The sequence below is a fragment of the Streptomyces sp. NPDC055078 genome, assembly GCF_053607985.1.
The window spans coordinates 1-12,953 of sequence record NZ_JBSGUP010000183.1; the positions used below are offsets into that span (position 1 = coordinate 1).

Genomic DNA, 12,953 nt, shown 5'->3' on the forward strand with positions numbered 1-12,953 from the left:
CAGCCCGTCGAGCAGCAGCGACACCGGGGACTGGGGTGGTGCCCCGGCGACGGCCGGGACACCACCTCGGGCAGGAAGTGGTGCGTTATGCGGGGTTCAGCCGCATTCGGGGCAGCGTTCGTAGTGGCGGCTCAGGGCGCGGGCCATGGCCCGCTTCGCGCCCAGAGCGTGCTTCGCGCTGACCTTCGCCGACGGCTTGCCCTGGTGGCGCTCGGAGTGGCTGCGCAGGTACTGGATGTCCTGCTCGTAGCCGGTCTTGATACGGGTGAAGCGGTGGCAGGTCTTCATCGGGGTCATCGGGCCTTTCGGGGAGGCCGGGGCAGGTGGGCGAGTGCCGGGTCCTGCTGGAGGAGGGTCTGGAGGGTGCTGAAGCGCTCGTTGCTGATCTGGATGTCCTGCGCCCGCAGGTAGGGGCGCAGGACCCGTCGGGTCATCCGCCCTTCCGCCAGGGCTGCGTTGCGGGCGATCTCGACGAGCTGTTCCATCGGCATCGGCTCGTCCTCGGCCGTCGCGTTCTGGTCCGCCGTCGTGGTCCGCGGGTGGTCCGCTGTCGCGTTGGTCTGGTCCGGGATCTGCTGGCGGACCGGGTCCGTGGACCGGGCGGTGACCACTTGGTCCGCAGCGGCGTGATCCGCTGCTCCGGTCTGCAGGCCCGCTGGCGGGTTGGTCCGCTCGTCCGCCGGACCGGAGCGCTGGTCCGCAGGTGGTCCGGTCTGGTCCGTGTCGCTGCCTGCTGCCGCGCCAGGTGCATGGGCCTCGGCGGTCCGGTCGTGGTCCGCTGCCGCTGTAACCGTGCGACCTGCGGAAATACTGGTCCGCGTGTCATTGGTGGCCTGGTCCGCAGCCGCGTGGTCCGCGGCGTTGGTCCGGGGGGCGGCGAGGGTCTGGTCCGCCTCGGCGCTCGTCCCGGTGCCACCGCCCCGGGTCGGACCGCCGAGGTCGGTGTGGTCCGCAGCGGCGTGGTCCGTGGTATCGGTCCGGTGGACCGGGACGGTCTGGTCCGTGGTGCTGGTCCCGGTGCCGCCCTGGTTCGCGGGGGTGTCGGCGGTCTGGTCCGCCGCGCCGAGGTCGGGTTCTGGTCCGGTGCCGGTGTCCGCGTTGGTCTGGGCGAGCGGCAGCGTCTGCGCCTCGGCGGTGCCCGGCCGCGGGACGGCGTCGTGAGTGATGCAGGCCCCCGCTGCGGGCTGGTGTCCGGTGGCCGTGGGTGAGGGGGTGGTGACGAGTTGGTGGATCTGGCGCATGAGGACGCCGAAGGCGACGAGTGCGGCGGTCGGGGGTACGGCGGCGACCACGTAGTCCAGGACCGGTACGGCCCCGGCATGCTGGGTGCTGCTGACCCCGGCGATGTTGAGGGCGATCGACCCGACCGATCCGCTCGAGGTCAGGGTGACGGCCCACCAGTCGACCGTCTTGCGGAAACCGGCGCGGAGCATGAGGAGTTCGCCGGCGATGATGGCGGCGTCGAGACTGGCGGGCCAGGCCCACTGGCGGACAGGCGAATCGCCCAGTCCGTGCTGTCCGGCGACCTCGGCGAGGTGGGCATAGGAGAGCCAGAACCCGCCGGCGGTCAAGGCGACGATCATCACTCCCGCTGCGACAAGGGCGTACCGCTCAGCCGACTGATGGGACATCACTGCCCGCCCTTCGCCATGGCCGCCCCGGTGTCGTCTGGGCCCGCCCCGGGGCCCGGGTTGCCGGAGCGCGCTGTCAGGAGCACCAGCAGCAGAGCGGAGTCGGCGAGGGCGAGCGGCGGACGGGCGGACAGGGCAGCCGCGCCCAGGCCGTTCAGGCGCGGCCCGCCCTCGCCATTGGGCTGCTGGGTCAGGCGGACCGCCAGCAGGACGCTGAGGACGGTGGCCGCGCTGCACAGGGGCCAGGCGTACAGCCGTTCCCTGCGGGCCTTCCGGGGGAGGGCGTCGAGGGCGGGGGCGCCGCAGCCGATGGACCCGTCGATCAGCAGAGGGAAGAGGTAGCGCAGCGGGCCGCGGAGGTGGAGAGCGACGGCCGTCTGCTGCGACGCGTCGTACGACAGCGCGCAGTCGGCGGTGACGGGGGCGCGGATGGCGAGACGGTCCCAGGGGCCGGCAGGTGGCGGTGCGGTGGTGCGGGGGGTCATGCGGCCCTTCCGAGTGCGGCGATCAGGGCGTGGGTGTGGACGTGGCCGGGGACCGGTGCGGACACGGGCGGGGTGTCCTTCGTGCCCCCGGGTTCCTCGTCGTCCTCGGCTTCGATGGGGGCAGCGTCGTCCCTGTCCCCGTTCTCGTCCTGGTCCTGGGGCTGGTTCTCGGTGGTGCCGTAGAGGTCCCAGTACCGGTCGCGGTCCTCGACGGCGTGGGCGGCCTCGCGCATCAGGTCGCGGGCGTAGTCGAGATCGAGACGGAGGGTGTAGGCGAGGCGTTCCGGGCTCCAGCCGCGGACGTGGGCGTGGCGGGTGACGGCCTCGCGCTCCGCGGCGGAGAGGTGGACGTCCCGGCCGAGGAACGCTGCACGGACCCGGGCATAGTCGAGGCGTTCGCTGATCTTCGCCTGCCAGGCCCGGCGTTCGGCCTCGGTCAGGCCGCCCCAGATGCCCTCCTTGGTGCCGTTGCCGAGGGCGTGGTTGAAGCAGTCCCTTTTCACCGGGCATTGGCCGCAGAGGGACTTGGCTGCGGCGATGGCCTTATGGTCCCGCGGCCGGGGGAAGAACAGCCGGTCCGCTTCCCGGGGGGCCATGCCGTGGCAGAGGGCGCGGGCGTGCCAGCTGTGGTCGGCTATCCCGCGCAGCGCGGGGCGGGCGGCATCGATCGTGGTGATGTAGCGCAAGGGGAGTCTCCGGATACGCCTCAAGGGGGCCGGCGGGGACACGTGTCACCCAGGGGTTGTCGCGTGATGGCCGGTCTGCGGGGCGGGCAAGGGGCGCGGGCGTCGGCCGTCGCGCCGGAGAAGCGGTGGGGGAGGGCGCGGGTCAGCGGTGGCTGTAGCGGCGGTCGGAGCCGGTGAGTTCGACCGGCGTGCACATCCCGGACAGGCGGGACAGGACCCGGTCGCCGACCGCAATCCGCAGGTGCCGGGCATCCGATCCGGCGGCGTGCGGGAGGAGGTTGGTGGTCACGAGCGTGGGCAGATGGTTCTCCCCGCGCCAGGCCAGCAGGCGGAAGGTGATCTCCTCGTTCCACGCCGTGGCCTTGGCGGCGCCGAGGTCGTCCAGGACCAGCAGCGGCACCCGCATCGCGTGCCGGAGCACCGCCTCGGTGTCCGTGTTCTGGCTGCGCATCCGGCCGTACAGGTCGGCGGCTTTGGCGGCGTGCCAGCGCACCGCGCACCCGGCGGCGGTCAGGGACCGGATCGCCCCGAACGCCTGCCTCGTTTTGCCGGTGCCGGTCGGGCCCCACAGCAGCAGCGACGGGCCGCTGCGGATCTCGCGGCGTCCTGCCCGGCCGTAGTGGGCGTGCCGGTCTCCGGCGTAGGGGGCGGTCGCGGACTCGGCGATGGTGCGCACCCAGGAGGCGACGGCAGGGTGGTCGGCGACCGCGTTCCGGTAGTCGGCGGGGATCCGCGCCTGGGCCGCCGCCAGTGCGGCGAGCGGCTGCGGCGCGGGGTCGGCGGGCAGGGGCTGGCCGGAGCCGGGCGTGATGCCGCGGGCGGCGAGCTGGGCTTCCAGACGCTGCCGGAGCCGGTCCGACACAGCGGGCTGCGGCTCGGCGGACCGGCTGAGAGTGCGGGTCACAGCGGCCTCCCGAACACGGCGCCCTCGGGCGGCGGGGCGGGGTTGAAGTACGGCCGGTGGCCCGTTCCCGTGCTGGCCCAAGGGGCCCCGCCGGAGGCGCTCACAGCACCCGCGCCGACGAGGGCGGGCGGGTTGACGACCTCGTTCACCAGGCTCGGCAACACGCTCGGATGCAGTGCCCTGTTCCGCAGCCGGTCCATCGCCGCGCGGATGTCAGCAGGTTCGAAGCCCTCGGCCAGCAGGGCCTTGGCCTTTCGCCCCAGCAGGCCGAGGACGTCCCCCGGCGGGCGCTGGGCGCAGCCCTTCACGTACTCGGCCACCAGGCCCTTCGCCGAGACCTCTGCGGGAGCCGCATCCAGTGCGGGCGCCGCGCGCCCCCTACGGGAAGATCCAGGATCCAAGATCCTAGATCCAGGCAGTGAGTCCTCCGTGAGATGTGCGGGAGCCGCGTCCAGATCCGGGCCGGCACCATCCTGACCTGTGGCTTCGCCGAGATGTGCCATCGGGTCCTGCTCGCGGTCCCCGGAAGGCGGAGGCGAAGCCGGCTCCAGCGCGGGCGGTCCGTCCGCCGGGGCCGCGTCCGGCGGCGAAGGGGCCGGGACGGGGCGTTGGAGCCCTCCGGGAAGGCTCACGGAGGCCCCGCAGCAGACGGGGCCGGGGCTCGCCCGGGTGGGCTGAGCCGGCGTAATGCCGGGGCAACGCGTTTCCTGGCACTTCCCGCACTTCCGGGCACCCTGGTGGCCGGGGCATCGCGGCAGACGCGAGTCGGTGGGCCGGTTGATCCTCTGGTGCTGCTCCCACGTCACGATGTGGAGGTACGTCCGCCCGTCGCAGCCGGTGTACCGGCAGATCAGCCCCGCTTCCGCCAGCTCCTCCAGATCCTGGGAGACATGGGCCGGGGTGTGCTCCTGGCGCAGCGCCCACAGCCGCCCCGCGATGATCGCCGGATGGTCACGACAGCGCCCCGAGTCATCCGAGAGGGTCAGCAGGCCGATGAAGGTCAGGACCGCGGTCACGCTGACGGAGGCGAGGTCCTCCGACTCGAATGCTTCCGGCTTGATGGTGCGTATGCGTGCCATCAGCCAGCACCCCCGCCGGGGGCCCGCTGGTAGCCGGGAGGTTCGGGTGTCGCGCGGGCCGGGTCGTTCGGCCTTTCGCGCGCGGGGGTGGACATGCGACACTCTCCTCTTGAAGTGATGCCGCGCCGGTGTGCCCCGTGAGAAGGGCCGGTGCGGTGCTGGTGGGACGTATTCCGCCCTTGCCGGGGCGGAGGGTCCATCGCGGTCGGCGTCGGAGAGTTTCCAGCTCTCTCGGCGCCGTCGCTGTCTGCGCTCAGTTGTCGGTGTTGCCTGACGGATCTCCCAGTGGTCGTACGGTCACGGCTCGGCTGTGGGCCGGGTGGCGTTCACCCGGGGGCCAGCAACACACCACAGACCCCGCGCGGAAGTCCATACATAGCTCTAGTCCGCTGTACACCTCTGAAATCCATGAACGGGCACGGCGTGTGGGCAACCGGCACAGCCCTCGGCAGGGCGGGCCTGGGGGTGGGGAGAGCGCCGCTCACTCACTTCTCCGTTCGGCAGGCCAGGGAGAAGACCCCGGCACGGGCTTGATACGGTCTGGACGTATATGCCTTGGCACTCACCGCAGCACGGGCAGAGTGATGCGTGCCCATTCTGCGGACGCCGCCAGCGAAGTCACGCCATGAAAGGTATCTTCTTAAGGTGACCTGATCAAGTGTTGCCGTGTCCGTATCCGCACCGTGCAATTCCTGGAGCGCCCTATGCCCGACCGCGTCTTCGACGGCCGTGCCTTCCGCGCCAAACGGCGGGCGGCGGACCTGACGCAACGGCAGATCGCGGAGGCCGTCGGCGTTCAGGAGGCCGCGGTCGCCCGATGGGAAAGCACGGCGACGAAGCCGCCGGCGGAGAAACTCGCGAGGCTCGCGCAGTTGGTCGGCGAGAGGCTTGACGCGCTGTTCCCGCGCCAGGGGCAGCCGGACTTGGCCGACCTGCGCGCTGATGCCGGGTACTCCCAGAAGGCCACCGCACAAATCACCGGGACCTCGACCCCCAGCTCCGTCCGCAAGGCGGAAAGCGGGATCCGCCGGTTGTCCGATGAGTCGGTCGCCCTGCTGGCCGCCGCCTACGGTGTGAGCGAGGAGAAGTTGCGGGCTGCGCAGGAGCGGTCTTTCGGGGACACACCGCGCGCAGCGGAACCGGAGGTGCCGTCAACCCTGGCGGAGAAGATCACCTTCGTCCTGGAGAACACCTACCCAGCTCAACCCGCTCCCTCGGACGCGGAGATCGCGACGGCGGTCAACGAACATGCCGGAGCCGCCGTGGTCACCGAGCGGGATGTCCGCGACCTTCGCACCGGAGCGGTGACCGAGGCAGCGCCGATCGTCCTCGACGGCCTTGCCAGCCTGTTCGGGGTCAAGCCGATGTACTTCCAATCGGAGGACGCTGTGACACGCCAGGTGGCGGAAGGGCTCAAGCTGCTCGCGTCGAAGCGCCGGGGCGATGTCGGACAGATCGCCGCCCGCGGGATGGGCGAAGACGGCCTCTCCGCCGAACTGCTCGCCATCGTGAACGAAGTGGTCGCCGACCTCGCCGGACGTCCCCGACGAGACAGCAGCGGCACTCAGCGCTGAGCGCGGGCCCCGCCCGCATCAGGACAGTGCCATCGGCGGCTGCCAGTCCTGCACGGACGGCGGGTGGCAGATGTGGTTCCGCCCCGGCACCACACAGCCGGGGTTTTCCGGGGAGTCGGTGGTCCCGGGCTATGACAAGGCGGCCGGGATCATCCCCGCACGGGCGCTCGATGCAGCCGTTCGGCACCGCATCCGGCTGTGACGGGAAGAACTAAGCCACGTCCGGCAGCGGTGCCGCGATTGAGAGTCTGGTTGAGGCCGGCCGGTGGTCTGCTCATGACGTGGCCGCAGTCCGGGCAGGGGTGCCCGTAGCACACGAGGTTGTCGGTGCTGCCGGTGACGCCAGTGCACCGCGCTCAGGCGTCGTCAGTCTGTGTCGGCGATCAGAGATCGAACGCTCGCCGCGGGGCGAGGCTGCGTCTGGTCGCCGATGCTCCGGCCGGCGGCGACCCTCACTGCGCGGGAGCAGAACTGGGCCGGGTGCGCCTGCAGGAGAAGCGCATAGTGGTGCCGTCGCACTCGGCGGGGATAGTGGTGCCGCGGAGTGTGTGGTTCCTGCGGACGTTGATCAGCTCTGAGGGCGTCGGCCAGTTTCACCAGTTGCCGGGCGTCGTCGTCACGGCTGTCACTGGCCGGCATCGCCAGGGCAATGGCCTGACCGGAGGCTGCGATGCCGCGGCTCGCCCGGTCGGCGGCGGCCCGCAGCCGTGGGGCCAGGTCTCCGGCATCGGGGCCCGGGGCGGCGTCGTCGGACAGGGTGAGGAGATAGGGGCTGATACGCAGGAGACCGTCACGGATCTCGACGACCCGGCGATGGTGCCGCCGATGAACACCCAGAGCACGCAGCCGGCCCGACCGCGTCACGGAGGGTCTCAGCACGGTGTCCGGGTAGGTGCCGGACAGCAGCAGCCACAGCGGTTCGAGCCGGCGGTATGCACGCAGGCGGAGCACCCACAGACGGCCGGCGGCGAGCCGCGACCACAAATGCAGATATGTGATCCCGAGAAAGAAGCAGATGACTGACACGGCGAGCAGCAACTCGACGCCGTTCATGAGCGATTCCGCCACGGTGCCTCCCGTCCAGCGGATGGCAACGAAGACAGCACGGACCGCACAGGCAAGCGCGATACCGGTGATGCCCCACGCGGCAATCCACAGGCCGGTCGCATGAGGCCGGCTCGACATCCGGGCGAACTGGCGGGCCCACACTCCCGCCACAACCAGGGCATACGTCATATAGAGGCCCGCCACCAGGTAGAAGCCCGCAACCTGGTGGACCCGTGAATCCACCGTGGAATAGATGCCAGTGAACTCCGGCAGGGGAGCGGTGACCGCGCAGACGGTGAGGACGACGGCCACCGCAAGGACGACGACGGCTTCCCGCCGGGCCCGACCGCTTGCCCGCTCATCCGTGACGGAATGAAGGAAGAACGTCATCAGGAAGTACACGGCCGCCAGAAGCAGCAGGTGCTGCGCCAGCTTGGCAGCCCCGGCGCCGATGACCGTGTCGAAGCCGCTGGCCCCCGCCGGCAGCGCCAGGGGGTACGCCGCCGCGCCGCTCAGCAGGCACAGCGTCAGGGAACGCAGCGGCGCATCATGCGGATTCCTGAGGAACTGGGACAGCTTCCACACGCCGGCCTCCAGCAGGCAGACGAGGATCAGTACCTTCACGGCCATCCCCGGCGGTCCCCGAGTGCGTTCTGGACCCGGCGGACGGCCGGATCCGCAGCCAGTGAAGGGGGCGCGATGCCGACCACGGAGTCCCACTCCAGCAGGATCGTCGCGGCCAGTTCGACCGCACACTCCTCCCCGCTGTCGTACGCGCACCGGCGCAGCACGCGCCGGACGGCCTCGGGAGCAAGCCCCAGCATGGCCGCGCACTGAGAGATGGACGCAGGATCTTGACGGTCCCGCGCCTTCCCCTGTCGGCGGGATCTGTCAGACAGAACGATGTGTCCCAGTTCATGCAGGATGATGTGGTCCTGGTGGAACCGGGTGGTCTGTTCCTGATACAGAATCACATCCACCTGTCCTGTCTCGACCCAGAGACCGGATGGCCCCGGTACGGGCAGTGCGCGGGCCTGGAGTTCGATGGGACGCCCCCGCTGGTCGCCCAAGGCCGCGCTCAGCGCTTCGACGCTGAGCGGCGGCTGGATGCCGAGATCGCGCAGCCCCTGCCGCAACAGGCGGTGCAGACCACGCTCAGTGGCCCGCCGGGCGGAAGCCTTCGGCAGAAGGCGCTTTCGCCACCACATCTGCTGTTTCCTCTGATCGGTCGATGAACACGAATTCCCCGCGGCAGGAATATGCGCTGCTCTGCGGGGGAGCGCCCGATGGGCAGACAGAGCTATCCCCTGGTCAAATACACAGGGACAGAAGAAGCGCCGGTCTGGCTATGTGCCGGCCTCAGGACCGAGATGCGGAAAATTGATGACACGCAGTACCGACGGGGCGGCCCGGGATGGAAATCCGTCACTCACAAGCTCCCCTTGGTGCGCCCGCAAGGCGCGGTCTGGCGGTGCGGCAAGCGTACAGGCGGAGCTTGTGACTCCACCTGATCACCTCATCTCCGCACAGTCATCTCAGTTCCTGGACGTCCTGAAACTTAGGGTTCCCTTCTCCGGTTCGTCAACTGAGACGGACGCCACTCGCCTTTCACTCTGTGCGCCCCGATGCTCGAAGCTGCATTCGGTGATCACCGGACTCGAAGGGAATCCTCAATTGATTGGCCGTCATGCGCGAGGTGGAATCGGGTTCTTGAGGATGCGGGACAAGTGCTCCGGCTGCCTTTCTTGTGCTCTGAGGGCGGCCACGGCTATGGCGAGCGGCGGATCCGTTACGCGCGGCGGATCCCGTGCGGGGCTGGAACTGGTGAGTAATATTCCGTAGCCTGGCCCTGGCCTCGTCAGATGCCCGGCCTCGGCGACCGTTGTCGCAGATCCTTCCGTGGGCACCACGCCCGTCCCCGATCGAGTCCGAGGGGATGGACATGTACGGCAACCGCAGTGGAAACCTTCTCTCCGCACCCGGAAGAATGATGTCTGCCGTATGCCTTGAATGGGCATGGCGAGGTAGAGGATTGGGGGCTGGGTCTAAAAGTCCCGACCGGGCTTCCTTGGGCCTCGGTGGGCCCCGGATGTTCGCCGGACCGGGAGAGTCCGTTCGAGCACGCTGGAATCTCAGACTTCGCCCCGCAGACGGGTCTTTCTGAGTGCAGACACAGTCCGAGTGAAGTGGAAAGACACGTGGCTTCCAGAATCCGCGGCGATTCGGAGTTCCTTGCCTTCAGGTAGGAGTGTCGCCTGTGTACCTTCCCCGCCCTGCGACCCGACGGTACCCTGCGCGGGGGCAGGTCGAAGTAACGCTCGCCCCTGAGGCGGGAATTGCCCGAGCGATCACTTGTGTGCCGGTATCGCACGCAGGGCGGCTTGGCTGGGGGCTGCTGTTGAGGCGAGCGGCAGTCCCGTAGCCGAGCCCGGTAAACGCGAAGTGGCCGCAGCGGGGCGATAGTCGCGGCGGATATCTCGCCGGTGGGCTGCTCGACGATCCTCACGAACCCGCCCGCCTGCTGCTGACCCGTTCCCGTCCGCACTACCACCGCCTGGACCGGTGCGGCGCGGGGACACCCGAAGCTGCAGCCCGGCCCGGCGACGACGCCGCGACAGCGCTCACCGTGGGGATGAACGGGCTACTAGCTCACGCGGTCCGTACCTTGCCGTGACGCAGGCGATGGTCGAGTTCCCACAGGGCGGACCGGTTGGAGTCCCACCGCACTGCCTTCAACGCCGCGTCCAGGCCGAACCAGTCGTACTCGGTGTGTTCGTCGGACAGCGTCAGCTCTGGCGTACCGGCACGGGCCCCGAACGTGTACTCCGGAATCACCAGCACGTCAGGACCCCAGGTGAACTCGCCGGTGACGTGCACCACCGGGATCGTCGCCCGCGCGTCCAGGGCGACGAACTCGCTGTCACCGGCCAGCCCCGCCTCCTCGGCCGCCTCGCGCCGGGCTGCCTGCACCGGAGACTCACCAGCCGCACCTCCACCGGCCACCCCCTGCCAGTAAGCCCCGTCCGACCGTCGGAACAGAGCGAACAGCAGCTCCCCCGTCGCCTCCCGGTACGGCAGCACCAACACCTGGAACGCGGCACGGCCATCCACATTTCCCGTCACCATCTCATCGTAGAGTCGACGGGGCCGAACGTGGCCCGCCGGCTCGAACCGCCCCGCCCCCTGCCGTCCTGAGCGGAGGCCAGCGGTGCGGGCCCCGCAGGAGGAAGTCCGCTCGTCGTCTCCCGCATGCAGGGCGAAGGCCAGGATGATCCATTCCAGGACAGCCTCCCGCCGTCGCGTGAACGGCATCGCCCTGCCAGCGTCACGCGCCAGGGTTACGGTTGATGTCAAAGGCTGTCGGCGAGCGTGAAGGAGCTGCTGACAGACCTGCCGGGCCCGTTGAGTGTGTCGCCAGTCTGCGGCCACGCGTGTGCTCGGTGCCCGCGAGGCTGTGGACCTTGTTGCTCGCCAGGGACTGCCCGGAGTCCGAGGCCGTCTTCAGCAGCGTCCCCGGTGGCATCCCCGCCATGCCGATTGCGGCCAGGCGGCTACCCCCCGTTCCCGGAGCGCGTGTCCGGATTCCATCGGATTCTGGCGAGGGTCCGGACGTTGACGGTCCGCGCCGGAGTGTGCGCGGTGGCAGAGGGGGCCCTGCCCGGCCTGGGAGCGGAGTGAGGCCGCTGCTGAGGGTGGTGGTGCGCGGGGGGATTGCTGCGAGAAGCGGAACGTTTCCCCAGATTGTGATGCTCATCACATAGCAATCAGTGGGTGCAGGTCACACGCTGCGTCACTCCCGGATGATTGCGTTCTGTTGAGAACGCATGCCTCAGAGTTAACTCGGCATGGGGTCCGTATCGGTGAGGGGGTGAGAACGCACCGTTCTCGCCCGGGCCGCAATGACGCGGAACGGGGGGCCACTTGAAGCAAAGGAGGAGTCAGTGGGGCCTCAATGGGCCTGGTACGCGCTGGTGCTGATCAGCGTCTACCGGATGACCGCAGCGGACCTTGCCAACGCCGTACGGCGTGGGGTTCGCGTAGCCTCGCAGACTCGCGTGGAGTGCCGCTCCGCAGTGCGTGTCACCAACTTCCGGGCAGTTCCGCCGCTGGCTGCGCGCCCTTTCGGACGCCATCCGGACGTGTCGGTCACCTATCCCCGCAGGGGGACCTGTGAATGACTCGTCCGAGCAGGATTCCGGTCTGATCGAGCCGGCCGAGCTTCCCGTCGACTTCGAGGCGTTCTTCGCAGCTCACAAGCGAGAGTTCCTGCGAGTGGCCGGGTCCCGGCTGCGGGATGTCCACGACGCCGACGAGGTCCTGATGGAGGCGGCCATGGTGATGTACCGGAAGTGGCCGAGGATCCTCGCGCACGCCAACCCGATCGCCCTCGCATTCCGCATCCTTGAAACGTCGATCGTCGACTTCTACCGGCGGCGGGTCCGCATCGCAGGGCGGGAACTGTCCTGCGGGGAACTCACCTACGCCGATGTTCCCACCGTGGACGACCTGCTGATCCTGCGAGGCCACGACGTTCTCGAACGGGCCCTGGCCGACCTTGAGCAGCGTGCCCCCATACAGGCGAACTGCGTCAGGCTGCGCTACCTCGCCGACCTCAGCTTCGGGGAAGTCGCCGACCGCCTGGGCATCACGAAGGGAGCCGCCAAGACCAACGTTCACCTCGGCCTGAAGAACCTGCACGCCCTCATGGACCTCCCCGCTGCGGGGAAAGAGGATTCCTGATGCTGGAACACATCCTGCGCTCCCAGGCGCAGATTCTGCGCAACCAGTTCGACGACCACGACACAGCAGACTTCATGCACCGCCTCGCTGTACGGATCGCCCAGGAGGCAGCCCGCCCGCCCCGAGTCCAGACCGCCCCCACCGGCGACGATGACGTGCCCCCACCCGCCGCAGCCACAGGGGCCTGGCTCCCGGCGTCTCCGGCGGCCCCCCCGCCCGGACGCGGCACCTACCACCTGTCCCCGGCCCGGCCGCGTATCCGCCGGAGCCTGCGCCGCCGCCCCACCCCCATCATCGCCACCGATCCGGCCACCACACCGACCGCGGTGATCGACCACGTCCGCAAACTGTGCGAGGCGGTGCTGCGCTCCGACGACATCGACACGCTCAGAGACTTCGCCGACGACTACGACCAGGCCGGCGCGCGTACCTTCGCCTGTCTCCTCTACACGATGGACCGGCGTGAAAGCGCCCTGTACTGGTGGAGATTCGCAGCCGGCGCCGGCGACGCTCTCGCCGCCCACCTGCTTGCAGCCCACCATGCGGCTGTCGGGCGCAGCCCTGACGCCCGACTCTGGCGGGCCTTCGCCCGGATGCTGGGATTCACCACCGGCCGCCATATGCCCCACCCTGTCCGCGCCCGCACCGACCTTGCCGACCGCTTCGCCAGCACCGTCCCCGGCAATACCCAGCAGCGCCAGTTCCTGACATCGGACCGGCTGCCCGGAGAACTCATCACTCACTGATCCGCCCATCACGTCCACAGAGCGGGAGCCCGGTTCGGCGTGCCCCAGCGCACCACCGAAC

The 12,953-nt window shown here is 69.8% G+C and carries 12 protein-coding genes; 3 read left to right on the plus strand and 9 right to left on the minus strand.

The features are described 5' to 3' along the window. Positions 1-96: 96 nt before the first annotated feature. The 6 genes from ACWF94_RS17525 to ACWF94_RS17550 all read right to left on the minus strand — a co-directional run bounded on the left by ACWF94_RS17525 (position 97) and on the right by ACWF94_RS17550 (position 4,785). Entirely contained in the window at positions 97-297 is a 201-nt protein-coding gene (locus ACWF94_RS17525) for a hypothetical protein (protein WP_453488460.1), read from the minus strand. Further along, positions 294-1,631, minus strand: a complete 1,338-nt coding sequence (locus tag ACWF94_RS17530) for a DUF2637 domain-containing protein (RefSeq protein ID WP_453488462.1) — start codon at positions 1,629-1,631, stop codon at positions 294-296. The genes ACWF94_RS17525 and ACWF94_RS17530 overlap by 4 nt, the downstream gene beginning before the upstream one ends. Continuing rightward, entirely contained in the window at positions 1,631-2,116 is a 486-nt protein-coding gene (locus tag ACWF94_RS17535; RefSeq protein WP_453488464.1) for a hypothetical protein, read from the minus strand. The genes ACWF94_RS17530 and ACWF94_RS17535 overlap by 1 nt, the downstream gene beginning before the upstream one ends. Then, a complete protein-coding gene (locus ACWF94_RS17540) occupies positions 2,113-2,802 on the minus strand; it encodes a WhiB family transcriptional regulator (RefSeq protein WP_453488466.1) in 690 nt (229 codons plus the stop codon). Before ACWF94_RS17540 ends, ACWF94_RS17535 begins: the two co-directional genes overlap by 4 nt. A gap of 142 nt (positions 2,803-2,944) precedes the next feature. Beyond that, positions 2,945-3,706, minus strand: coding sequence for an ATP-binding protein (locus ACWF94_RS17545; protein ID WP_453488468.1), 762 nt, complete (start codon positions 3,704-3,706; stop codon positions 2,945-2,947). Further along, the gene (locus ACWF94_RS17550) at positions 3,703-4,785 is read right to left on the minus strand and encodes a hypothetical protein (protein WP_453488470.1); all 1,083 of its coding nucleotides are present in this window, start codon (positions 4,783-4,785) and stop codon (positions 3,703-3,705) included. The genes ACWF94_RS17545 and ACWF94_RS17550 overlap by 4 nt, the downstream gene beginning before the upstream one ends. Before the next feature lie 704 nt (positions 4,786-5,489). Between ACWF94_RS17550 and ACWF94_RS17555 the strand changes: the two genes are divergently transcribed. Next, positions 5,490-6,359: a helix-turn-helix domain-containing protein gene (locus ACWF94_RS17555; protein ID WP_453488472.1), complete on the plus strand. Its 870-nt coding sequence runs from the start codon at positions 5,490-5,492 to the stop codon at positions 6,357-6,359. A 366-nt stretch (positions 6,360-6,725) separates the two neighbouring features. On the opposite strand, the gene ACWF94_RS17560 is transcribed toward ACWF94_RS17555, so the two are convergent. From ACWF94_RS17560 to ACWF94_RS17570, 3 genes are all read right to left on the minus strand, one after another. Further along, positions 6,726-8,036, minus strand: coding sequence for an MAB_1171c family putative transporter (locus ACWF94_RS17560; protein ID WP_453488473.1), 1,311 nt, complete (start codon positions 8,034-8,036; stop codon positions 6,726-6,728). Further along, the gene (locus tag ACWF94_RS17565) at positions 8,027-8,614 is read right to left on the minus strand and encodes a hypothetical protein (RefSeq protein ID WP_453488475.1); all 588 of its coding nucleotides are present in this window, start codon (positions 8,612-8,614) and stop codon (positions 8,027-8,029) included. Before ACWF94_RS17565 ends, ACWF94_RS17560 begins: the two co-directional genes overlap by 10 nt. A gap of 1,441 nt (positions 8,615-10,055) precedes the next feature. Next, a complete protein-coding gene (locus ACWF94_RS17570) occupies positions 10,056-10,529 on the minus strand; it encodes an NUDIX domain-containing protein (RefSeq protein WP_453488477.1) in 474 nt (157 codons plus the stop codon). A 1,047-nt stretch (positions 10,530-11,576) separates the two neighbouring features. Between ACWF94_RS17570 and ACWF94_RS17575 the strand changes: the two genes are divergently transcribed. Both ACWF94_RS17575 and ACWF94_RS17580 read left to right on the plus strand, forming a co-directional pair. Further along, positions 11,577-12,146: an RNA polymerase sigma factor gene (locus ACWF94_RS17575; RefSeq protein WP_453488479.1), complete on the plus strand. Its 570-nt coding sequence runs from the start codon at positions 11,577-11,579 to the stop codon at positions 12,144-12,146. Then, a complete protein-coding gene (locus ACWF94_RS17580) occupies positions 12,146-12,892 on the plus strand; it encodes a hypothetical protein (protein WP_453488481.1) in 747 nt (248 codons plus the stop codon). The genes ACWF94_RS17575 and ACWF94_RS17580 overlap by 1 nt, the downstream gene beginning before the upstream one ends. The last annotated feature ends 61 nt before the right edge of the window (positions 12,893-12,953 follow it).